This window comes from Methanofollis tationis (assembly GCF_013377755.1).
GTDB lineage: Archaea > Halobacteriota > Methanomicrobia > Methanomicrobiales > Methanofollaceae > Methanofollis > Methanofollis tationis.
In genome coordinates, this window is record NZ_JABXWR010000001.1 from 1,561,939 (window position 1) to 1,582,852 (window position 20,914).

Annotated in this window: 23 protein-coding genes; 19 read left to right on the forward strand and 4 right to left on the reverse strand. The window is 64.0% G+C overall.

The window, feature by feature from the left end; translation table 11 throughout:
• Positions 1-63 precede the first annotated feature (63 nt).
• The 3 genes from HWN36_RS08140 to HWN36_RS08150 are packed head-to-tail and all read left to right on the forward strand — an operon-like array spanning position 64 to position 1,898.
• Entirely contained in the window at positions 64-990 is a 927-nt protein-coding gene (locus HWN36_RS08140) for an ABC transporter ATP-binding protein (RefSeq protein ID WP_176788888.1), read from the forward strand.
• Positions 987-1,679: an ABC transporter permease gene (locus HWN36_RS08145; protein ID WP_176788889.1), complete on the forward strand. Its 693-nt coding sequence runs from the start codon at positions 987-989 to the stop codon at positions 1,677-1,679. The genes HWN36_RS08140 and HWN36_RS08145 overlap by 4 nt, the downstream gene beginning before the upstream one ends.
• Before the next feature lie 9 nt (positions 1,680-1,688).
• Entirely contained in the window at positions 1,689-1,898 is a 210-nt protein-coding gene (locus tag HWN36_RS08150; protein WP_176788890.1) for a helix-turn-helix transcriptional regulator, read from the forward strand.
• Here the strand turns inward: HWN36_RS08150 and HWN36_RS08155 are convergent.
• From HWN36_RS08155 to HWN36_RS08165, 3 genes are read right to left on the reverse strand one after another with little or no spacing between them, the layout of a single operon-like run.
• Positions 1,867-2,823, reverse strand: coding sequence for an ROK family protein (locus HWN36_RS08155; protein ID WP_176788891.1), 957 nt, complete (start codon positions 2,821-2,823; stop codon positions 1,867-1,869). The two genes, HWN36_RS08150 and HWN36_RS08155, sit on opposite strands and share 32 nt — an antisense overlap.
• Positions 2,824-2,848: 25 nt before the next feature.
• Positions 2,849-3,358 (reverse strand): hypothetical protein, encoded by a 510-nt coding sequence (locus HWN36_RS08160; protein WP_176788892.1) that lies wholly within the window; start codon positions 3,356-3,358, stop codon positions 2,849-2,851.
• 54 nt (positions 3,359-3,412) lie between these two features.
• Complete coding sequence (locus HWN36_RS08165; protein ID WP_176788893.1) at positions 3,413-3,910, reverse strand: hypothetical protein; 498 nt, start codon at positions 3,908-3,910, stop codon at positions 3,413-3,415.
• Between the two features lie 77 nt (positions 3,911-3,987).
• Here HWN36_RS08165 and HWN36_RS08170 point away from each other — a divergent pair, with 77 nt between their 5' ends.
• Positions 3,988-4,818 (forward strand): TIGR01458 family HAD-type hydrolase, encoded by an 831-nt coding sequence (locus HWN36_RS08170; RefSeq protein ID WP_343044956.1) that lies wholly within the window; start codon positions 3,988-3,990, stop codon positions 4,816-4,818.
• Between the two features lie 83 nt (positions 4,819-4,901).
• Entirely contained in the window at positions 4,902-5,990 is a 1,089-nt protein-coding gene (locus HWN36_RS08175; protein WP_176788894.1) for a hypothetical protein, read from the forward strand.
• Positions 5,991-6,041: 51 nt separating this feature from the next.
• Here HWN36_RS08175 and HWN36_RS08180 read toward each other — a convergent pair whose 3' ends face one another.
• Complete coding sequence (locus HWN36_RS08180) at positions 6,042-6,272, reverse strand: hypothetical protein (RefSeq protein ID WP_176788895.1); 231 nt, start codon at positions 6,270-6,272, stop codon at positions 6,042-6,044.
• 113 nt (positions 6,273-6,385) lie between these two features.
• Between HWN36_RS08180 and HWN36_RS08185 the strand changes: the two genes are divergently transcribed.
• From HWN36_RS08185 to HWN36_RS08250, 14 genes are all read left to right on the forward strand, one after another.
• On the forward strand, positions 6,386-7,117 hold the full coding sequence (locus HWN36_RS08185; RefSeq protein WP_176788896.1) for an ABC transporter ATP-binding protein: 732 nt from the start codon (positions 6,386-6,388) through the stop codon (positions 7,115-7,117).
• Positions 7,102-8,211 (forward strand): SufD family Fe-S cluster assembly protein, encoded by a 1,110-nt coding sequence (locus HWN36_RS08190; protein WP_176788897.1) that lies wholly within the window; start codon positions 7,102-7,104, stop codon positions 8,209-8,211. The genes HWN36_RS08185 and HWN36_RS08190 overlap by 16 nt, the downstream gene beginning before the upstream one ends.
• A 5-nt stretch (positions 8,212-8,216) precedes the next feature.
• Complete coding sequence (locus HWN36_RS08195) at positions 8,217-8,864, forward strand: protein-L-isoaspartate(D-aspartate) O-methyltransferase (protein WP_176788898.1); 648 nt, start codon at positions 8,217-8,219, stop codon at positions 8,862-8,864.
• Between the two features lie 3 nt (positions 8,865-8,867).
• A complete protein-coding gene (locus tag HWN36_RS08200) occupies positions 8,868-9,476 on the forward strand; it encodes a cyclase family protein (protein ID WP_176788899.1) in 609 nt (202 codons plus the stop codon).
• Positions 9,477-9,483: 7 nt separating this feature from the next.
• Positions 9,484-10,083 (forward strand): hypothetical protein, encoded by a 600-nt coding sequence (locus HWN36_RS08205; RefSeq protein WP_176788900.1) that lies wholly within the window; start codon positions 9,484-9,486, stop codon positions 10,081-10,083.
• Positions 10,084-10,139: 56 nt separating this feature from the next.
• Positions 10,140-11,384 carry a phosphopentomutase/phosphoglucosamine mutase gene (locus HWN36_RS08210; RefSeq protein ID WP_176788901.1) on the forward strand — a complete coding sequence of 415 codons (1,245 nt, stop codon included), beginning with the start codon at positions 10,140-10,142 and terminating at the stop codon, positions 11,382-11,384.
• On the forward strand, positions 11,384-12,583 hold the full coding sequence (gene glmU, locus HWN36_RS08215; protein WP_176788902.1) for a bifunctional sugar-1-phosphate nucleotidylyltransferase/acetyltransferase: 1,200 nt from the start codon (positions 11,384-11,386) through the stop codon (positions 12,581-12,583). The genes HWN36_RS08210 and glmU (HWN36_RS08215) overlap by 1 nt, the downstream gene beginning before the upstream one ends.
• A 13-nt stretch (positions 12,584-12,596) precedes the next feature.
• Positions 12,597-13,751 (forward strand): bifunctional sugar-1-phosphate nucleotidylyltransferase/acetyltransferase, encoded by a 1,155-nt coding sequence (glmU, locus tag HWN36_RS08220; protein ID WP_176788903.1) that lies wholly within the window; start codon positions 12,597-12,599, stop codon positions 13,749-13,751.
• 43 nt (positions 13,752-13,794) lie between these two features.
• Positions 13,795-15,534: a glutamine--fructose-6-phosphate transaminase (isomerizing) gene (gene glmS / locus HWN36_RS08225; protein WP_176788904.1), complete on the forward strand. Its 1,740-nt coding sequence runs from the start codon at positions 13,795-13,797 to the stop codon at positions 15,532-15,534.
• Positions 15,531-16,124: an acyltransferase gene (locus HWN36_RS08230; protein ID WP_176788905.1), complete on the forward strand. Its 594-nt coding sequence runs from the start codon at positions 15,531-15,533 to the stop codon at positions 16,122-16,124. The genes glmS and HWN36_RS08230 overlap by 4 nt, the downstream gene beginning before the upstream one ends.
• A gap of 1 nt (position 16,125) precedes the next feature.
• Positions 16,126-17,199 (forward strand): DegT/DnrJ/EryC1/StrS family aminotransferase, encoded by a 1,074-nt coding sequence (locus tag HWN36_RS08235; protein WP_176789606.1) that lies wholly within the window; start codon positions 16,126-16,128, stop codon positions 17,197-17,199.
• Complete coding sequence (locus tag HWN36_RS08240; RefSeq protein WP_176788906.1) at positions 17,199-18,116, forward strand: Gfo/Idh/MocA family protein; 918 nt, start codon at positions 17,199-17,201, stop codon at positions 18,114-18,116. The genes HWN36_RS08235 and HWN36_RS08240 overlap by 1 nt, the downstream gene beginning before the upstream one ends.
• Before the next feature lie 51 nt (positions 18,117-18,167).
• Positions 18,168-19,601, forward strand: a complete 1,434-nt coding sequence (locus HWN36_RS08245; RefSeq protein WP_176788907.1) for a nucleotide sugar dehydrogenase — start codon at positions 18,168-18,170, stop codon at positions 19,599-19,601.
• A 77-nt stretch (positions 19,602-19,678) separates the two neighbouring features.
• Positions 19,679-20,815: a glycosyltransferase gene (locus HWN36_RS08250; RefSeq protein WP_176788908.1), complete on the forward strand. Its 1,137-nt coding sequence runs from the start codon at positions 19,679-19,681 to the stop codon at positions 20,813-20,815.
• Positions 20,816-20,914: the final 99 nt, after the last annotated feature.

Consider the following 20,914-nt stretch of genomic DNA (forward strand, 5'->3'; position numbering starts at 1 on the left):
CGCCCTCCTGCTCATCGTGGATAGAGCGGCAATCTCCCTCCTCAATCCCGGAAAGGAGCGATCATGAACATAATCACTGTCGAAAATCTTCAGAAAGCCTTCAAAGGAAGGCCGGTGCTCAAGGGCATCACCTTCTCGGTGAAAAAGGGCGAAGTCTTCGGTTTCCTCGGGCCGAACGGCGCCGGAAAGACCACGACGATGCGCTGCCTCCTCGGCCTCCTGCGACCGGACACCGGGAATGCACTCGTCTTCGGTGAGAACATGGCCGGATCCGACCGTCTCCGCGGGCGGATAGGGGCGCTCCTGGAAAAAGATGGGCTATCCGACCGTCTCACGGCCGAAGAAAACCTCGACTACTACGCCCGCCTCTACGGGGTCTCTGGCAGGGACGAAAGGGTGCGGGAGATCCTGGAGTTCACCGGACTTACCGAGAGAAAGGACAGCCTCGTCGGCACCTTCTCGACCGGCATGCGCAGAAAACTCGGGATAGGGCGGGCGATCCTCCACGATCCCGAGGTGCTCTTCCTTGACGAGCCCTCGGCCGGCCTCGATCCCGAGGCGCAGAGAATGGTGCGCGACCTGATCGCCGACCTCTCGCGCGAGGAGGAGATGACCGTCGTCGTCAACTCCCACAACCTCGACGAGGTCCAGCGCGTCTGCTCGACCGTCGCCATTCTCCACGACGGTCGGATCCGGGCGTTCGACACGCTCGAGCGGCTGCGGAGCGGCGGCGGGACTGAAGTCAGGATCGCCCTCTCGGATAGGTCCTCGGCCGAACGGGCGCTCGCCGTCCTCTCAGCGGCCCAGGGGGTCGCCGTGGTCTCGCGGGATGGGGAGGAGGTCTCTGCACGCCTCAACGGCGCCGACGTCCCCACCCTGGTGCGGGCAATGGTGGAGGCCGGCTGCGCCATCGAAGAGGTCAGGAAAGACCACCGCTCCCTGGAGGAGATCTATCTCTCTGTGGTCAGGCAGGCGGAGGGATCGGCATGAACAATATCCTCACCGTGGCGCGCAAAGAGGCCGGGCTGATCATCCGCTCCCGCCAGCTCATGGTATCGGCGCTCTTCGTCACGGTCATTTTTTCCGGGACGGCGACCATCGGGTCAGGGGCGGAAGGCGGAGCCTCCATCGGTGCACTGATCTTCATGGTGATCACCGTGACCGGGATCTTCATGAGTTACATCTTCTCGGGACAGGCCTTCCTGCGGGAGAAGACCGAGGGGACGATCGAGACCCTCCTCTGCACCCCCCTCTCGCTCAGGGAGATCTGGGCCGGAAAGGTCGTCGGGATCACCCTCCCGGCGTACCTTCTCGCACTCGCCGGAACCGGCATCATCGCCGGCGTCGCCTCGGTCGTCGACCGGGGGATCGTCCTCCCCCCGGCGCCGGTCGTGCTTCACGTCCTCGTCGTGGTCCCGGCCTTCATCGCCGTCGCCGCCGGGCTGCTCGGTTTTGTCCAGCTCCTTCTGGGCATGCGCGAGAACCAGATCATCAACATGGCGATCATCTTCGGCGTGATCTTCTCGTTCTCGCTCTCGGCCGGTCTGGCCGGAGAGGAGGTCGTCGTCGGCTGGGGAACCGAAGGGGTGCTGGTCGCCGTCGCCGCCGCCCTGCTCGCCCTCGTCGGATGGGCGACGCGGTATCTGGACCGCGAGCGGATCGTGACCACCATCCCATAACGGTGCCGTATGCAGACAAAGATCAGGGAATACCGCGCAAAAATCGGGATCACGCAGGAGGAACTCGCTGCACGCGTCGGGGTGCGCCGGGAGACCGTCGTCTTCCTGGAGAAGGGGAAGTACAACCCATCCCTCAAACTCGCATGGCGGGTCGCACAGGAACTCGGGGCCCGGATCGAAGATCTCTTCATCTTCGGTGAGGAGGACCGCGAGAGCTGATCCCCCCTGCTCCGAAGGCGTATGCCGCCGCTCCAAAGAGCGGCGCCCGCCCGCCGAGGGGGCTGACGCAGATCGCAGGGAGGGGAAGGTAGCGGTCGATATGCGGGAGCATGTGCCGCAGGATCAGGCCACCGTGGGCCTGTGCGATCGGGCCGTCGATAACGATCATTTCTGGATCGTAGGCGACGATCAGGTCTGAAACCGCCCGGCCGTTCACCTCGCCCAGGACGTCCATGAAGGCGAGGGCGACCCGGTCGCCCGCCACCGCCGCCTCCAGAATCCCGCGGCTCGTGGAGGCGTCGAAGGTGGGTCGCTCACCCCACCGGGCAGACCACGCCGCAAAGAACCCCGGCATCCCGGTCCCGGAGGCATAGCCCTCCCAGTGGCCGGTATGCCCGCAGCCGCACGGGAGAGCGTATGCACAATCCACATGGAGGTGGCCGACCTCACCGGCGTTCCCACCCCTCCCGAGGAGCAGGCGGCCGTCGACGACCGCACCCCCGCCGATCCCGGTGGAAAAGGTGATATAGACCAGATTATCCACACGCGTCCCGGCCCCGCGCCAGCGCTCCCCCAGGGCGCCGGCCCGGCAATCGTTGATCAGACTGACAGGGAGGCCGAAGCGGTCGGTGAGCGGGCCGACGAGCGGGACTTCATCAAAGGCCATGTTCGGCGAGCGGACGACCGTGCCCGCCGCAGCATCGATCGGGCCGGCCGAGGCGACCCCGATCGCCCGGGCAGCGCTGCCTTCGAGCACCTGGTCAACAGCCGAGGCGACGGCGTCAGTCACGGCCATGCCAGAGCGTCCCTGCCGCGGGGTGTCGGCGACGACGCTGTCCCCGGCCAGACCCTCCCGCGTGACCAGTGCCGCCCTCAGGTTGGTCGCCCCGAGATCGACGGCGACGACGGCATCCTCTGCAGCCATATCCTCACGCCCGATAAAGAGAGGGTTATTCCCCCTCCCCCCTCTTTCGGATGACCATCTCGCACTGAGCATCGCCCATGCACCGCGCCCGCACGAACCTGAGGGTGAACGCCCCGTTCAGGTGCTCGACAGCCGAGATGGCAAACGGCATGCACCATGAAGCGCCCGCGGAGAGATCGCATGCGACATCACGCAGCGTCCCGGTAAACGGGCATCCTTTCATCACCACCGTCGCCGCTTCTCCTGACGCCGGGAGGACAGTGACCCTGAACTCCGGGCCGAAGAGCACCACGGCGCCGACCCTCAGCGCCCCGGCGATCTCCTCCGCGTTATCGGTCGAAATGCCGAAGGTATCGACGATCTCCTTCACCTCGCGGCCGATCGCGTACCAGATCATTTGCTCCCGCTCTTCGACCGCCCCGGTTCCTTCACCGCGCAGGGCGCAGGAGTAGAGCGCCGGAATGAGGGCGGCCAGACGCGCCGCAAACCGCCACCTCGCCATCGGCGGGATCTCCTCGATCAGATCCTTTGCCATCACCACCACTCTCGCCCACAGATACTAAAAAAGATGGGATCGAACCACGGGCATTCAGGCTTTCGGCTCGATCCTCATCCTGCACTCGGCATCGCCGACGCAGATCCCGCTCCGGTGCGCAATCCCGTAGGATGGGTTCAGGCTCTCAACCGCAGACTCACCATACGCCCTGCAGTCGGCACAGCAGGCGCGCGGGTCCATCCCCATCTCAGATGCACGGGAGCACATGGGACAGGAGGTCACGACAATATCGGCGCAGTCCCGGTCTTTCGCCACCTTCACCTCGCCCTGCAGTTCAGGGCCGAGCAGGAGGGTCGAGATGGTGCTGTACGCCTCCGCCACGTCCGCCGCATTCTTCAACGGCATGGCGAAACCGCGGGCGAGCGCACCCTGCCCCTTTCCGGCCTCCCGCCAGATCGCCACGATCGACTCTTCAAAGCCCTCGCCGTACCGCTCCATGACCGCACGATGATAGGCGAACGGCATCGCCGTCGCCGCCCGCGTCGCAATGTTCCACCTCAGCTCGGCAGGTATCTGCTCTATTTTAGTCATCTGTTCCACCTCTCCGGCACCCCGGAACAGAGGCCGCGGTGCCGGAGGAATATATCAGACCAAATATATAAAATACGGTGAGGCGCAAGACCAAAAACCTCATCCGCACCAGAAGATCTGGTATGGCAGAGGCCGGGCAGATCAGGGGCGTCCTTCTCGATATCGACGGGGTGCTGTATGCAGGCGGCAGGGCGATCGACGGGGGGAGAGAGACGGTGGCATGGCTGGAGGAGGAGGGCGTACCCTTCAGGTGCGTATCCAACACCACCAGCCGTTCCCGCCGCTCCATCGCCGCACGCCTCAGGGCGCTGGACTATGATATCGACGACTCCCTGATCTTCAACCCGCCGCGTGCGGCGATCAGGCACCTGCAGGGAAAAAAGACCTTCCTCCTCACCCGCGGCGATGTCAGGGACGACTTCATCGCCGCGGGGATCGCTCTCGTCGAAGAGGGGGCCGAAGCGGTCGTGGTCGGGGACGCAGGCGACGGCTTCACCTACGAGGCGATGAACCGGGCCTTCAGGATGGCCCTCGAAGGGGCCGGGATCGTCGCCCTCGAAAAGGACCGCTACTGGATGGGTGCGGACGGGATGATGCTCTCCGCAGGGCCGTTTGTGGCGGCACTCGAATACGCCTCTGAGCGCGAAGCCGTGGTCGTCGGCAAACCGTCGCCTGAATTTTTCAGGCTTGCCCTCGAGGACATGGGCATACAACCATCCAGCGCCCTCATGGTCGGCGACGATCTCAGAACCGATGTCGGCGGAGCACAGGCCGCAGGCATGAGGACGGCGCTGGTCAGGACCGGAAAATTCAGGCAGGAGGTATTCGAGGCTTCCCTGATCAGGCCGGACCTCCTCCTCCCCTCGATCGCCGACCTCCCCGAAGCGATCAGAGAAACATTTATATAATGGCACCCATGAGTCTCGCCTGAGAAAACAGGAGACGGGGGAGACAGTACGTGATGAACAGGCCGATATGGACGACAATTATAGTGATAACGCTGCTGTGCACCGGCGTTCTGGTTGCTTCCGGGATCGTAACGATGCTTCGCCCCATCGTCATTTACCCCTCCATCACACCGGCATCGAACGTCCTGGGAACAGATCAGGCTGAATTCATCTTTCCCTTTGAAGACGCCCGTTACCGGCTCAGGATGCCGGTGGACGCCGCCGTCTACACGGGGGCGCGGGACGGATCGAAGAGCGCCATACTCTACCGGGAGATCCCTGACGACGAGTGGATCCCGGCATATTATCTCGCGTTCATCGACGACCCGCACCAGGAGGCACTCTATACTGGTCTTCTCAGTGCTTTTTCCGGGATCAGGGACGAAAACGGTCTTGACTCCGACCGGTACCTGGAGATGATCACGGCATTTGTCCAGTCCATCCCGTACGAGGACCACCCCGGCGGCGCTCCGCCGAAGTTCCCGGTGGAGACCGTGGCCGAGCGGACCGGCGACTGCGACGACAAGAGTCTCCTCCTCGCCGCCCTCCTCTCCAGGGCCGGCTACGATGTCGCCCTCCTCAACTTCATTGAGAACTCCCATATGGGCGTCGGCGTTGCTACGGACACCGGCACGTACGGCTCGACCGGCTACGCCTTCATCGAGACGACCGATTACAACTTCGTCGGGGTCGTCCCGGATAACCTGGCAAACGGCGCGCGCCTCACCGGAGACCCCCAGGTGATCAGGGTGGGCAACGGTACCGTGGACTACACGGCCAGAGCTGAGACGGCATATATCATGGAGCAGTCAGGGGCGGCACGCGCCGTCATCGACACCTTCGCCCTGAACCTCAGCGAGCGTCAGGCCGACCTGAAAAAGACCGGGGCCAGCATCGCCAGCGAGAAAGAGACCATTGAGAAACTGCTCCTGGCAGGAGATATCGCAGGTTTCACCGCACGGATACAGGGCTACAACAACAGAGTGGAAACCTACAACCAGGCCGTTGCGGAGTATGCGGCAGATTCCCGGAGATACGACCGGGCCGTCGAAACCTACAACTATATCGCCGGCCACCGCTACGACCGAAAAGGCACCTTCGCGTGGCTCCTCTCCAGTTCTCCGGCTGTGTGAACCAGGTCGGCCCCATCGCAAACAGGCAGGATATTCCGGTTCACCTCTCGTTCACGCGAGAGAGGCGAAGTCCTGAACCCTCGCCGTATCTTCTCCGGTTTCGCGTGCGTTCATATCCATAAACCGGGTGCAGACCCGGCAGGGCAGGACCGGGGCCTCTCTCCCCCTGCACGCCGCTGTCTCCCGTGCACGGAGGGTGATCTTCGACATCTGGCTTTTGCGCAGAACAACCGGGTAGGCCCGGGCACGCTCGGCGAGTGCCGAGAAGGTCGTATCGTCCATGATCATACCGGGGGGTGAAGGGTATATTATCCCGGGCCGGGCGCGGGGTGAAAGTGTATCTTCTGCCGATAACTGTTTATCTGCATTATCAGAAATACTCTGGAGAGGTATCCATGCTCAAAATCGAGAAGCTGAAGGTCAGGGTCGGGGACCGGGAAGTCCTCCACGAGATCGATCTTCAGATCAATGACGGGGAGACGCACGTCCTCATGGGGCCGAACGGCTCGGGGAAGAGCACCCTGTTGATGACCATCATGGGCTTTGGCAACTACGAGGTCATCGGCGGACGGATCGTCTACAATGGAAAGGATATCACCCACATGCCCATCCAAGAACGGGCGCAGATGGGGATAGGAATGCTCTTCCAGCGCCCCCCCACCATATCAGGCCTCAAACTCGAGAAACTCCTCACGGCGGTGGCAGGAGGAAAGACCGGAGATATCCCGACCTACGCGCGGTCCATGGACATGGAGCGTTTTCTCGAACGGGATATCAACAAGGGATTTTCAGGCGGCGAGATCAAGCGGAGCGAGGTGCTGCAGTTGATGATCCAGCGGCCCGACTTCATCATGCTTGACGAGCCCGAGAGCGGGGTGGACCTGGAGAACATCTCCCTGATGGGCACCTCGATCGCACACCTCCTCCAGAAAGACCAGCACATCGTAAACCGGCAGAAGAGCGGGCTGATCATCACCCACACCGGCTATATCCTCGATTATCTCGACGCCGACTTCGGCCATGTCATGATCGACGGGACGATCCGGTGCCACGGCAACCCCCGCGAGATACTGAAAGTGATCAAAGAGAGAGGATACAGGGAGTGCCTTGCATGCCAGCAGATATGAATGAAATCGCCCGCCTTCCGGACGCCGAGAAGGAGCGGCTCACCCAGACCGGGCTGGAGATCGGGCTCGAGAACCGCTGCGGAAGTTTCTTCCAGATGGACCAGAAGATCCTCCAGACCACCTGCTCGGCCGAGGGCGTGGAGGTGCTCTCCCTCGCAGACGCCCTGCAGAAGTATGACTGGATGGCCGAACGCTACTGGAACGCCGTCAAGAAGGACAAGGACAAGTACACTGAGTTCGTCGCAAAACAGGAGCGCCCGGCAGGCGTCGTGGTCATCGCCCACAAGGGCGCCCGCACCGTCTATCCGGTGCAGGCCGGCCTTTACCTTGCAGGCGGGCCGGTGCAGACAGTGCACAACATCATGATCGCCGAGGAGGGCGCCGAACTTCACGTGATCTCCGGGTGCGCCAGCGCCGCCGGGGCGAAAAGCGGCTCGCATCTCGGCGTGACCGAGTTTTACGTCGGCAAAAACGCCAGGATCACCTCGACGATGATCCACAACTGGAACCCGCACATCTCAGTCTACCCGCGAAGCGCCGCCATCGTAGAGGAGAACGGCGTCTTCATCTCCAACTATGTCTGCATGCAGCCGGTCTCCCGGATCCAGATGTACCCGCAGGCGACGCTCGGCAAAAACGCCGTCGGACGCTTCTCGTCCATCGTGGTCGCACAGCCAGACTCTCACTTCGACCTGGGCTCCAGGGCGATTCTGCGGGGGAAGGGGAGCAGCGCCGAACTGATCACCCGCGCCATCACGAAGGGCGGGACGATCATCTCACGGGGCCATATCCTGGGTGAGACCGAGGAGACGAAGGGGCATATCGAGTGCAAGGGGATGATCCTCAAGGACGGGACAATCCATGCGATCCCGGAGATCGAGGGCAGAGTGACCGGGACCGAACTCTCGCACGAGGCAGCGGTCGGCAAGATCGCCCGCGACGAGATTGAGTACCTGATGGCCCGCGGCCTCGACGAGGAGACGGCGACGGCGACGATCATCCGCGGCTTTTTAGACGTGAAGATCGAGGGGCTGCCGCCGATGCTGCAGCAGCAGATCGACGCGGCGATCGACGCCGCAGACGCTGGTTTCTAAAACAGATGGAGCAGGACTTCGCGCAGGCACGCCGTCTGATGGTCGAGCATCAGATCAGGGCAAGGGGCGTCTCGAACGAGAGGGTTCTTGCCGCCATGCGGGAGGTTCCACGCCACCTTTTTGTCCCCGAAGACCTCAGATCTGCCGCCTACGGGGACCACCCCCTCCCGATCGGGGAGGAGCAGACGATATCGCAGCCCTATATCGTGGCGGTGATGACCGAACTCCTCTCCCCGGAACCGGGCGACCGGATCCTTGAAATCGGGACCGGGAGCGGGTATCAGGCGGCCGTGCTCGGGCGGATCGTCCGCGAGGTCTGGAGCGTGGAGCGGATCGCCTCGGTGGCGGCGCAGGCGGAACGGAACCTGGAGGCGGTCGGGACGGCAAACATCCATGTGGTCGTCGGCGACGGGACGCTCGGCCTCCCCGAGCACGCCCCGTACGACGGGATCATCGTCACCGCCGCCGCACCCTCAGTCCCGGAACCGCTCTTCGACCAGGTCGCCGACGGCGGCAGGCTCGTCGCCCCGGTCGGCTCCCGCCACCTGCAGGACCTCGTCTGCTACACCCGCAGGGGCGGGGACTTCGTGGTGCGTTCGTGGGGAGGGGTGGCCTTTGTCCCCCTCATCGGCACCTATGGATGGGAGGGGTAAGAAATGTATTACGACGTCACGCGAGAACTCTCCGAAGAGATCCTCATATTCCCCGGAGGAGACCCGAAACCGGCGATCAGCACCGAGGATCACGGCGCCTACCTCATAAGCCTCCTCTCCCTCTCGACCCACACCGGCACCCACATCGACGCTCCTTCGCATTACCTGAAGGACGGGCGGACCATCGACAAAATCGATCCCGGACGGCTTATCGGCCGGTGCCGTCTCCTCGACCTGGGAACGGCGACGGCGATCCAGGCGTCCGACCTCCAGGGAAGAATTGAAGGTGCCGAACGGCTCCTCCTCAAGACCTGGTTTTCCGGTAGAACAGCATTCGATCCGGCGTATCCGCACCTGACCCCGGATGCCACCGCCCTTCTCGTACAGGAAGGGGTCAGGTGCATCGGCATCGATTCCCCGTCGATCGAGGCCTATGACGGCGACGGCACCGTGCACCGCACCCTTCTCGACAGGGGAATCGCGGTGATCGAACTCCTCGACCTATCGGCCGTGCCTGAAGGAGAGTATTATATGGCGGCGCTCCCACTCCGCCTGAAAGGGCTGGACGGGTCGCCGGCACGGGTGATCCTCTCAGACCGCCCATTCGTATGAGGTGAAGATGAATCTTATCGCATCAGCAGTGGCACATCTCGAAGAAACAGTGAAGAATTCAGGCTGCGACGAGGGGAGCGTCTCCCTGACGAAAAACCCGAAACTTGCCGTCTGCCAGTACCCCCGCGGCGTCTGCGTGGAGGCCTGCTTCGGCGACCGGCGCGGCCATGTGGTCACTCCGGACCCGATACAGGCCTGCACGAAGGTATCGTTCATGTTCGGTGCGCCCCTCAACAGCCCGGTGGAGCGGACGGCCGCCTGCGCTATCGTCAACGCAGTCACCGCCTTCTTCTGCATCAACCGGAGGGTGAACCCCTGCGAGGAATCCCGGCACGCCGCCTGCCTGAGCGGGCTGGCACAGGCGCTTGCAGGGGCGCGAGTCTACGCGGCAGGCGATATGCGGGGGCCCCTGACCGGGATCACCATCACCGACGACCCCGCCGACGCCGACGTCCTCCTGGTCGTCGGGCCAGGACTCATCTCGAACGAGGGCCTTGCCGTCGTCGAGGGAGCCCTCGGCAAAAAACGGGTGATCTGTCTGGGCCCATCCACCGCCGGTGTCGCCACCCTCCTCGGGATCGAGCACTGGTGCCCGTACGGGCACTGACCCCTCTGCGCGCAAGATTCCCAAAACTGATATCCTGTGAAGGCACATTACCGCGCATGCTTTTCGGCTCTTCAGGGATCAGAAGAGAATATTCCGGCGGATTTGCAGACCTCGCCGTGCAGGTGGGGGCAGCAGCCGCGAAAGCCGGCGGTTCGGCGGTCGTCGGCATGGACGCCCGGACGACCGGGCCGCTGCTTGCCGACGCCGTCACCGCGGGCATCCTCTCGGCTGGTTCGGACGTATATACCTGCGGGATCGCACCCACGCCGACCGTCGCCTGCGCCGCGCGGGCCCATACCTTCGGCGTGATGATCACCGCCTCCCACAACCCGGAGGAGTACAACGGGATCAAAATCCTCAACCCGGACGGTTCGTCCTTCACCTCCGCCCAGCAGCAGCGGATGGAGGAGGAGATCGGGAAAGAACACGGGGCGGGCTGGCGGGAGCAGGGGCATATCCACGCCATCGACGCCGTCTCGATCCATAAGAATGCGATCCTGAACGCCCTCGACCTCCCGGAAGGGCTCTCCGTCGTTGTCGACTGCGGAAACGGCGCCGGGAGCGCGATCACGCCGGCGCTTCTTGCCGATGCGGGCGTTCAGGCCCTCTGCCTCAATGCAAACCCCTCGGGCCGGTTCGTCCGCCCTTCTGAACCCCTCGAGAAGAACCTCCCGTACATGCCCGCGATGGTGCAAAAACGCAAGGCCGCATGTGGGATCGTCCACGACGGCGACGCCGACCGGATGATGGCCTTCGACGGCAAGGGCCGGTACATCGGTGGCGATCACCTCCTCATGCTCTTTGCCGAGTACCTCGGAGCCAAACGCGTCGTCACCACCTCGGACGCCTCGATGGCGATCGAGGAGGTGGCCGAGGTGCACCGGACGCCGGTGGGCGACACCTTCGTCTCAGAAGAACTCCTGAAATGGGGCGACTTTGGCGGCGAGCCGTCGGGCGCATGGATCTTTCCGAAAAACTCCCTCTGCCCTGACGGCATCTACGCCGCCGCCCTCCTCTGCGAGATCGCCGGCGAGTGGGATATCGCCGAACGGGTGGCGGCGATGCCTGCCTATCCGATCCTCAGGGACTCGGTCAGGATCGAGAACGCCCGCAAGGTGATGGCCGCCATGGGCGCCGCCGTAGCAACAGACGGCATCAGGATCGAGGACGAGGAGGGCTGGTGCCTGATCAGGGCGAGCGGGACCGAGCCGAAGATCAGGTTCACCGCCGAAGGCAGGGATGCCGCCGCTGCAAAACGGATGATGGACGCGGGCAAAGAGCGCCTCAGGAGGGCCGCATGATGGAGTGCGTCATCCTTGCGGCGGGCGAGGGAACGCGGATGCGCCCCCTCACCGCCGAGCGCCCGAAGGTGATGCTCCCCCTTGCCAACCGCCCGATGCTCGAGCACCTGGTCAGGGCAGTCACCGAGGCCGGGATCACCTCGATCACCCTGGTCGTCGGCTACGGCGAGCGTGAGGTGAGGGAGTGGTTCGGCGACGGCAGCCGCCTCGGCGTCACGATCCGCTACGTCGTCCAGCGCCGCCAGCTCGGGACGGCCGACGCCCTGCGAGCGACAAAAGGACTGGTCACCGACCGGTTCCTGATGCTCAACGGAGACATGATCGTCGATGCGGCCGATCTCGCCGACCTCTGCACGAGAGAAGCCCCGTGCATGGGCGTCTACGAGAGCGACCACCCGCAGGACTACGGCGTCGTGACGATCGACGGAGACCAGATTACCGGGCTCGAGGAGAAATCACGCCAGCCAAAAAGCCGGATGATCAACGCCGGCGTCTACCTCTTCGACCCCGAGATCTACAAACGGCTGGAGGGCGTGCCTCTCTCAGGCCGGGGAGAATACGAGCTCACCGATGCCCTGGCCGACTATATCGCCGAAGGAAACCTCTCCGCCTACCGCCTCTCCACCTGGATGGACGTCGGGGCCCCCTGGGACCTCCTGGGCGCCAGCGCCGCCCTGCTCGCACGGATGAAGCCCGCCTGCGAGGGGACGGTCGAGGACGGGGTCGTCGTCCACGGCAAACTGGTCCTGGGCAAAAACTCGGTGGTCAAGTCTGGAACCTACATCGAGGGCGACTGCATCGTCGGCGAGGGGTGCACGATCGGCCCCCACGCCTATATCAGGGGTTCGACGGCAATCGGCGACGGTTGCCATATCGGCCACGCCGTCGAGGTGAAAAACTCGATCGTCTTCGCCGGGACAAAGATCCCGCACTTCAACTATATCGGTGACTCGATCATCGGGAGCCAGTGCAACTTCGGTGCCGGCACCAAAGTCGCAAACCTCAGGCACGACCACGGAACCGTCTCGATCAACGGCAGGTCCACCGGCCGGAGGAAGTTCGGGGCGATCATCGGCGACCACGTCCTCTTCGGGATCAACTGCTCGGTGAACGTCGGCAGCGTCATCGGGAGTTACTCCCTCATCGGGCCGCACAGCCTGGTCGAGGGCACCCTCAAAGACCGGACCGTGATCAGGTAGGTGAATGAAAACCATGCAGGCAGTTATTCTTGCAGCAGGGGAGGGCAGGCGTCTGCGCCCCCTCACCCATGCCATGCCCAAGGCGATGGTGCCGGTGGCGAACCGGCCGATCCTGGAGTACATCGTTCGGGCGCTCGAAAAGAACGGGATCAGGGAGATCATCGTCGTCGTCGGCTACAAAAAAGAGCAGGTGATCAGGCACCTCAACGGCCTGGAGATCCCGGTGAAGGTCGTCGTGCAGGAGCGGCAGCTCGGCACCGCCCACGCCCTCAAATGCGCGGCACACCTGATCACCGGCGACTTCCTCCTCCTCCCAGGCGACAACTACATCGACACGGCCTCGATCGCCCGGATCATGAAGGAGAGAAATGCCGTCCTGACCTGGGACCACCCCCACCCCTCGAACTTCGGGGTGCTGATGATCAGGGACGGCTCGGTCCAGCAGGTGATCGAGAAGCCCAGCGAGGCGCCCGGCTTCACCGTATCTACCGGAATCTTCTCGCTCGGTCCGGCGTTTCTGGACTTCCTCGGCGACGAAACCGAGATCCCCAACGCGATCAATGCGATGATCGTCGCCGGCACGAACTTAAAGGCAGTCCCGGCCGAGGACTGGCAGGACGCCATCTACCCCTGGGACCTCCTGAGGCTGAACGCAGCGCTCCTGCAGGGCGTGCGGCAGGAGCGGGCCGGACGGATCAGCTCTTCGGTCGTGATCAAAGGGCAGGTCTCCATCGGCCGGGGGACGACAATCGGCCCGAACAGCACTATTCTCGGCCCGGTCATCATCGGCGAGGACTGCGAGATCGGCCCGAACTGCGTCGTCCTGCCCGAGACGAGCATCGGCGATCGGGTCAGGATCGAGCCTTTCACCCTGATCGGCCACTCCCTGATCCTCGCCGACGCCTGCATCGGCTCCCATGCCCGGATCACCGACGCCGTCGTCGGCACCGGGACGCAGGTAGGCGACCATGCGACGACCTCACCGCAGAGGACGATCTTCTCAATCGAAGGAGAGTTGATCCGGGCGAAGTTCGGGGCGATCATCGGGGACAACGTGCGGTCCGCCCCGTTCTGCGTCTTCAAAAACTGCATCGTCGGGAACAATGTTCATATCGAAGACGGAAAAACGGTCTACGGCGAGGTGTCCGACGGGACAAGGATTATATAATGGATGAGGATCAAGAGGGTTCGTTTACGTTGGGGGATACACTGTGTGCGGAATAGTGGGATATATCGGCTGGAAAGAGGCCGCACCCCTCGTCATCGAGGGATTGAAACGTCTTGAATACCGGGGCTATGATTCGTTCGGCGTCGCAACCGAGAACGGAGATATCAATATCATTAAAAAGAGCGGAAAAATCTCAGAGAGCGGGGCCGACCTCAGCGCTCTCGTCGGCACCATCGGGATCGGCCACACCCGCTGGGCGACTCACGGCGTGCCCAACGACTGCAACGCCCATCCCCACACCGACTGCACGGGTATGATCGCCGTCGTCCATAACGGGATCATCGAGAACTACGCGGTGCTCAAGAGGAAACTCATCGAGAAAGGGCACCGCTTCAAAAGCGAGACCGATACCGAGGTGATCGCCCATCTGGTCGAGGAATATTTCAGCGGCGACCTGCTCGCCGCCGTCACCGCGGCGGTCCGCCACCTGGAGGGCTCGTATGCGATCCTGGTCATCGCAAAGAACGACCAGAGGATCGTCGCCGCCCGGAAGAGCAGCCCGCTCGTTCTCGGGATCGGTGACGGCGAGGTGCTCTGCGCTTCAGACGTCACGCCCCTCCTGGAGCACACCCAGCGGGCGGTGTACCTGGAAGACGGGGATGTGGCCGCCCTCACGGCGTCCAGGATCGACGTCTACCACGACGGCGTCCGGGTAGAGCGCTCGATCACCCACATCGATTGGAGCGTGGACGACGCAAAGAAGGGCGGGTTCGAGCACTATATGCTCAAGGAGATCTACGAGCAGCCCGAGGTCTTCTACAACACGATGAAGGCGCTGGAGACAGACGGTCGCCTCCCCATGCTCAGGATCCCGGCCGAGATCACGGTGGTGGCCTGCGGGACGTCCTATCATGCTGCCCTCGTCTTCCGCTACCTCGCACAGGAGTACACCTCAAAGCGGGTCTCGGTGGAGTTCGCCTCCGAGTTCAAGTACTACACCCCGCCCCTCCGCGACATGGTGATCGCCGTCACCCAATCGGGAGAGACGGCCGACACCCTCACCGCCATCGAGAAGGCGAAGGCCCGCAATTGCTCGACCCTGGCGGTGACGAACGTGCTCGGGAGCACGGTCAGCCGGAGTGCCGACTGGACCGTATTCATGTGCGCCGGTCCCGAGATCAGTGTTGCTGCCACGAAATCCTTTACCGGCCAGCTTGCTGTCTTCATGGGCATGGTAAACGTGATGGCGGACGGAAAGTTCACCGACGTCCTGGGCCATGCCCACCGCTCGATCGAGCGGGTGCTCCCCCAGGAAATGGGGGCGGCGGTCTCCCTGCTTCTCGGTGCCACCGAGATGTTCTACGTGGGCCGCGGGGTCTTCTACCCGGTGGCGCTCGAGGGCGCCCTGAAGATGAAGGAGATCTCCTATATCCACGCCGAAGGTTATGCGGCCGGGGAACTCAAGCACGGACCCTTCGCCCTCCTCTCCCCGGAAACGCCGGTCGTAGCCATCTGCACGCCGGGCCGCACCTACGGGGTGATGCTCTCCAATGTCAAGGAGATGAAGGCGCGGGGCGCCCCGGTCATCGGGATCGGGGTGGAAGGGGACACCGAGGTCGAGAGCATCGTGGATGTCTTTATCCCGGTCCCTGAGGACCACCAGATGGTCCAGGCGCTCACGGTCTCGGTGATTCTGCAGCTCCTGGCCTACCAGACAGCAAAGGCGTTGGAGAGGGATATCGACAAACCAAGAAATCTGGCAAAGAGTGTGACCGTCGAATGACAGAATATGGCAGAAACACCATCGGTGAGGGCGCACGAATATTCGAGCCGGTGACCCTCGGTTTTCCATCGAGGGAGCGGATCGGGCAGAAGGAGTTTGCAGGCACCGTCATCGGCAAAAACGCCGTCCTCAGGACAGGGACGATCATCTACTGCGACGTCGAGATAGGAGATGATTTTTCGAGCGGGCATAACGTGATGATCCGCGAGCGGACAAAGATCGGCGATCATGTGGCCATCGGCACCTCGGCGGTGATCGAGGGTGACTGCGTCATCGGGAGCAACGTCTCGCTCCAGAGCATGGTCTATATCCCGACGAACACCTTTCTTGGCGACCATGTCTTCATCGGCCCCAACGCCGTCTTGACAAACGACCGCTACCCGCCGCACGGAAAGCCGCCCCTGCAGGGTCCGGTCGTCAGGGACGGCGTCTCGATCGGCGCCGGGGCCGTGATCCTGCCCGGCATCACCATCGGCGAGGGGGCGCTCGTGGCCGCGGGCGCCGTCGTCACCCATGACGTCCCGGCTCGGACGATGGCGATCGGGTCGCCGGCACGCTTTGTCGACCTCCCTGAGCGGATGCGTGAATAGGATGAAGGTTCCGGTGGCGCGCCCCCTGCTCGGGGCAGAGGAAGCGGATGCAGTGCGGGAGGTGCTCGCCTCGGGCATGATCGCCTCAGGTCCAAAAACGGCGGCGTTTGAGGAGCGTTTCGCCGCTTTCTGCGGCGCATCGCACGCTGTCGCCGTGAACAACGGTACCGCCGCCCTGCATGCGGCGCTCCTCGCCGGTGGCGTCGGGCCCGGCGACGAGGTGATCGTCCCGTCCTTTTCGTTCATCGCAACAGCGACGGCGGTCTCGATGTGCGGCGCCGTCCCGGTTTTTGCCGACGTGGACCCGGAGCGTTTCACCATCGACCCGGTTTCGGCAGAAGCGCTCGTCACCGGGAAGACGAAAGCGGTGATCGCCGTCCACCTCTTCGGTCAGGTCTGCGACGCCCCGGCGATCGCCGACCTCTGCGCCGACCGGTGCCTCCTCTTCGTGGAGGACGCCGCGCAGGCGCACGGGGCGGCGCTCGACGGGAAGCGGGCCGGATCGTTCGGCGACTTCGGCTGCTTCTCCTTCTATGCGACCAAGAACATGACCACCGGCGAGGGCGGGATGGTGACGACGGCGTCTGACGAGTTCGACGCCCGCCTGCGCCGGATCATCAACCACGGCCAGTCTGCGAAATATCTTCACACCGAACTCGGCTATAACTACCGGATGACCGACATCGCCGCCGCCGTCGGGCTCGTGCAGCTGGAACGGCTGGAGGGATTCAACCGGCGCCGGCAGGAGAACGCCGCCTTCTATTCGGACCGTATCAGGGCGCCGGGGATCGCCTTACCGACAACGGCGCCGGGTGCCGTGCACGTCTACCACCAGTACGTCCTGCGGACCGATGACGGGCGGGACCGGCTGATGGCCGCCCTCGGGGAGCGGGGGATCGGGACGGCGGTCCATTACCCGGTGCCGATCCACCGGCAGCCGGTCTATGCCGGCCGGCCCGCCTGCTGCCCGGTTGCCGAGCGTCTCGCCGCCTCGGTCTTTTCGATCCCGGTTCATCCCGGCGTCACCGATGAAGAGCGGACAGCAATCGCCGATGCGATCAACGAGGTGACCTGATGGACGCGGGCGTCATCGGCACCGGGGCGATGGGGCGCAACCACGTCAGGATCTACACCGAGTTGAAAGAGGTCGGGACGACCTACGTCTACGACCTCGACCATGCGGCCGCAGAGGCCGTTGCCGCCCTGAACGGGGCCGAGGTCTGCGCCTCGATGGAGGAGTTCCTCAGGAAGGCCGAGACGGTCTCGGTCTGCGTCCCGACGCCGTACCATTTTGCGACCGCACGGCAGTGCATCGGAGCCGGCGTCCACACCTTAATCGAGAAGCCGATCTGCCTTTCGGCCGAGGAGGGGGCGCGGCTCCTTGCGGAGATCCCGGACGGTCTCACCGTCGGCGTCGGGCACATCGAGCGCTTCAACCCGATCGTGGACGAGGTGAGGAGGCTCGTCTCCGCACCCCTGTATGTCCATATCGCCCGGCACAACCCGGCCTCGGCGCGGGTGAGCGGGTCCTCGGTCGTCGAAGACCTGATGATCCACGACATCGACGTCGTCTTCAACGCCCTCTTCTCAGGCCCCTGCACCCTGGCAAGCGCCGGGACCGAGGACGTGGCGGCGGCCCTGATAACCTTCGGGACGACGCCCGTCTACCTCTCGGCAAGCCGGAAGGCCTCGAAGAAGGTGCGATCGATCTACATCGAACAGGAGGAGGCGACGATCGAGGCGGACTACATGACCCAGGAGGTCTACGTCTACCGCAAACCCGGCGCCTACGGGCTGGTGGACGGGCAGTACCGTCAGGAGAACATCATCGAGAAACTGCTCGTGAACAAGGTCGAGCCCCTGAAGACCGAACTCCAGACCTTCGTGCGGTGTGCCAGAGAGGGGCGGCCGTTCCCGGTGACGCCAGCACAGGGCCTGGAAAACCTGCGGGTCTGCGAGCGGATCGGGCGGGGGCTCGCCCCCCACCGCTGACTTCTTCTGCTCCCTGCGCGAAACACACTTCCGCACATACCGGGGGTTACCATGAGCACCAGACTGTCATCCATTCTCGAAGAAAAGGGGCCGATCCGGACGGTCGGCGTCGTCGGCATGGGCTATGTAGGCATCCCGGCAGCGGCGCTCTTCGCCGACGCCCCGGCGTTTGAGCGCGTCTTTGGCTTCCAGCGGGACTCGCCCTCTTCAGGCTACAAGATCGCCGCGCTCAACCAGGGCGAGTCGCCCCTGAAGGGCGAGGAACCGGGGCTCGAAGACCTCCTGCAACAGGTCGTCTCGACCGGAAAATTCTCCTGCACCGCCGATTTTTCAAAAGTCGCCGAGTGCGACGCCGTCACCCTTGCAATCCAGACGCCGTTTAAAGATCCAAAAGACCTGATCCCTGACTTCACGCCTCTGGTCGAGGGGATCAGGAACGTGGGCCGGCACCTGACGCCGGGGACGCTCGTCGTCCTCGAATCGACGATCACCCCCGGCACAACGACCGGCATGGCCCGCGAGATCCTGGAGGAAGAGTCCGGGCTTATTGCCGGCGAGGACTTCGCCCTGGCGCACGCCCCCGAGCGGGTGATGGTCGGGAGATTGCTCCGCAATATCCGCGAGCACGACCGGATCGTCGGTGGGATCGACGACGTGAGCACGAAGCGGGCGGTCGAACTCTACTCCCCGGTGCTCACCAGCGGGAGGGTGATCCCGATGACGGCCACCGCCGCTGAGGTGACGAAGACCGCCGAGAACACGTTCAGGGATCTCCAGATCGCCGCCGCCAACCAGCTCGCCCTGTACTGCGAGGCGATAGGGATCAATTTCTACGATGTGCGGGCCGGGATCGACTCCCTGAAAGGCGAGGGGATCACCAGAGCGATCCTCTGGCCCGGCGCCGGCGTGGGTGGACACTGCCTCACCAAGGACACCTATCACCTGGAGCGGGGCGTGCGGGTGCTCGGCGGCGAACTCGACTGGCCCGGCGAGGTCGCCTCGCTGTACGTGACCGCCCGGCAGATCAACGACTTCATGCCGGCGCATATGCTGACCCTGACAGCGTCGGCCCTCGCCCAGGCAGGAAAAAGCCTGAAGGGGGCGCGGATCGCCCTCCTGGGCTGGGCATTCATCAACGACTCGGACGACGCGAGAAACACCCCGGCAGAGCCCTTCCGCGACGCTGCCCTCGCCGCCGGGGCCGAAGTCGCCGTCCACGACCCCTGGGTGGAGCGCTACCCCGGCCTCGAGGTCTCGCACGACCTTGCAGCGGTGCTCGACGGTGCCGACGCCGTTGCCCTCTTCGCCGGGCACCGGGACTACCGGGGGCTTGACCCCGCCCATGTGAAGGCGCTCTCTGGCTGCGATCACCCGGCGATCGTCGACGGCCGGAACATCGTCGATCCCGACACCTTCATCGAGGCGGGCTTCGCCTACCGCGGCATCGGCAGGGGCGACATGAACAGGCACGCCCTGAGGGGCTGAGCACCCCTCGCCATCGGACCCGGGGACAGGATAATAACCCTCATCCCCTCTGCTGATCCACGCTTCTTCTGAACCTGATGAAAATACTGCTGGTATCCACCCAGGACTACATCCACCACCCGGTGCCCTCCCGCCACCACTATATCTTCGAGGAGCTGGCAGAGCGACACGAGGTGTATGTACCCCACTTCCATGTCAGCCGCGGCCCTGAGCGCCCCACCCGCCTCCACGTCGAGGAGGCGACCCTCTTCCCCTTCACCAGCCCCTTCCTCCACTACACCGCAAACGCTCCCTATCATATGGCGGCGATGCGCCGGATCATCAGGGAGAACGGGATCGAGGTCGTGGTGGCGGCGAACGTCCTCGCCGGCACCGCCGCCGTCAGGGCGACACGTTCGGCAAAAATCCCGGTCCTCTTCGACCTCAAGGACTGGTTCCCTGACTCAGCGGCGGCGTATTACGATAACCCCCTGGCGAAACGCCTTATCCACGACGGCGTCTGGGCGATCACCCGCTACAACCTCGACCGGAGCGACCGGATCACGACCGTCTCTCCCTCCCTCGCGGCGCAGCTCGGGCGCCACGGCTACGAGGCCGGCGTGATCACCAACGGCGTCAACACCGATCTCTTCCGCCCGATGGACGGCGCCCCCATGCGCAGTCGCCTCGGGATCCCGCAGGAGAGTTTCGTGATCGGGTTCGCCGGATCGGTCGAGCGGTGGTACGCCGTCGACGACCTGATCCGCCTCCTCCCGAAAATCCGGTCGGAGTTCGGCGACGTCAGGCTCCTGGTCGTCGGCGGCTCGCTCTTCACCGGCTACCTGGACGACCTCAGGGCCCTGGCCTCTGCCTCGGGCGTCGCCGGCGAGGTCGTCTTCACCGGGACGGTGCGGCACCAGGACCTCCCGGCCCACATCAGCGCCATGGACGTCTGCACCATACCGCTCTCCCCGCCGCAGTGGGCGAACATCGCCCTCCCGAACAAGTTCTTCGAGTACTCGGCCTGCAAAAAGCCGATCCTCTCGCGGCCCATCCCCGACGTCGAGGCGATCGGCGGGGACCATCTCTCGATCTACCGGAACGACGAGGAGTTCGTCGCCCTCGTCGGCGAGGCGGTCAGGCAGCCACGAGAGGTTGCGGTCGACGCGGAGCGGTTCAGCTGGAAACGGAGGGCTGCCGAGATGGAGGCCGTCCTCCAGGATCTCATCCAGTGAAAAGCCACCAAAAATCGTTTTTTTTCCGTCTCTGGAATTATCCAAATATATTAATCATCCTCCGGGGAAACACTGATACCGGAGTATCAATGCCGCCTT

Excerpts from the sequence above, each read along its gene's own strand:
- HWN36_RS08140 (WP_176788888.1), top strand. The coding sequence starts at position 64 with ATGAACATAATCACTGTCGAAAATCTTCAGAAAGCCTTCAAAGGAAGG.
- HWN36_RS08145 (WP_176788889.1), top strand. The coding sequence starts at position 987 with ATGAACAATATCCTCACCGTGGCGCGCAAAGAGGCCGGGCTGATCATC.
- HWN36_RS08150 (WP_176788890.1), top strand. The coding sequence starts at position 1,689 with ATGCAGACAAAGATCAGGGAATACCGCGCAAAAATCGGGATCACGCAG.
- HWN36_RS08155 (WP_176788891.1), bottom strand. The coding sequence starts at position 2,823 with ATGGCTGCAGAGGATGCCGTCGTCGCCGTCGATCTCGGGGCGACCAAC.
- HWN36_RS08160 (WP_176788892.1), bottom strand. The coding sequence starts at position 3,358 with ATGGCAAAGGATCTGATCGAGGAGATCCCGCCGATGGCGAGGTGGCGG.
- HWN36_RS08165 (WP_176788893.1), bottom strand. The coding sequence starts at position 3,910 with ATGACTAAAATAGAGCAGATACCTGCCGAGCTGAGGTGGAACATTGCG.
- HWN36_RS08180 (WP_176788895.1), bottom strand. The coding sequence starts at position 6,272 with ATGGACGATACGACCTTCTCGGCACTCGCCGAGCGTGCCCGGGCCTAC.
- HWN36_RS08185 (WP_176788896.1), top strand. The coding sequence starts at position 6,386 with ATGCTCAAAATCGAGAAGCTGAAGGTCAGGGTCGGGGACCGGGAAGTC.
- HWN36_RS08190 (WP_176788897.1), top strand. The coding sequence starts at position 7,102 with ATGCCAGCAGATATGAATGAAATCGCCCGCCTTCCGGACGCCGAGAAG.
- HWN36_RS08195 (WP_176788898.1), top strand. The coding sequence starts at position 8,217 with ATGGAGCAGGACTTCGCGCAGGCACGCCGTCTGATGGTCGAGCATCAG.
- HWN36_RS08200 (WP_176788899.1), top strand. The coding sequence starts at position 8,868 with ATGTATTACGACGTCACGCGAGAACTCTCCGAAGAGATCCTCATATTC.
- HWN36_RS08205 (WP_176788900.1), top strand. The coding sequence starts at position 9,484 with ATGAATCTTATCGCATCAGCAGTGGCACATCTCGAAGAAACAGTGAAG.
- HWN36_RS08210 (WP_176788901.1), top strand. The coding sequence starts at position 10,140 with ATGCTTTTCGGCTCTTCAGGGATCAGAAGAGAATATTCCGGCGGATTT.
- glmU (WP_176788902.1), top strand. The coding sequence starts at position 11,384 with ATGGAGTGCGTCATCCTTGCGGCGGGCGAGGGAACGCGGATGCGCCCC.
- glmU (WP_176788903.1), top strand. The coding sequence starts at position 12,597 with ATGCAGGCAGTTATTCTTGCAGCAGGGGAGGGCAGGCGTCTGCGCCCC.
- HWN36_RS08230 (WP_176788905.1), top strand. The coding sequence starts at position 15,531 with ATGACAGAATATGGCAGAAACACCATCGGTGAGGGCGCACGAATATTC.
- HWN36_RS08235 (WP_176789606.1), top strand. The coding sequence starts at position 16,126 with ATGAAGGTTCCGGTGGCGCGCCCCCTGCTCGGGGCAGAGGAAGCGGAT.
- HWN36_RS08240 (WP_176788906.1), top strand. The coding sequence starts at position 17,199 with ATGGACGCGGGCGTCATCGGCACCGGGGCGATGGGGCGCAACCACGTC.
- HWN36_RS08245 (WP_176788907.1), top strand. The coding sequence starts at position 18,168 with ATGAGCACCAGACTGTCATCCATTCTCGAAGAAAAGGGGCCGATCCGG.
- HWN36_RS08250 (WP_176788908.1), top strand. The coding sequence starts at position 19,679 with ATGAAAATACTGCTGGTATCCACCCAGGACTACATCCACCACCCGGTG.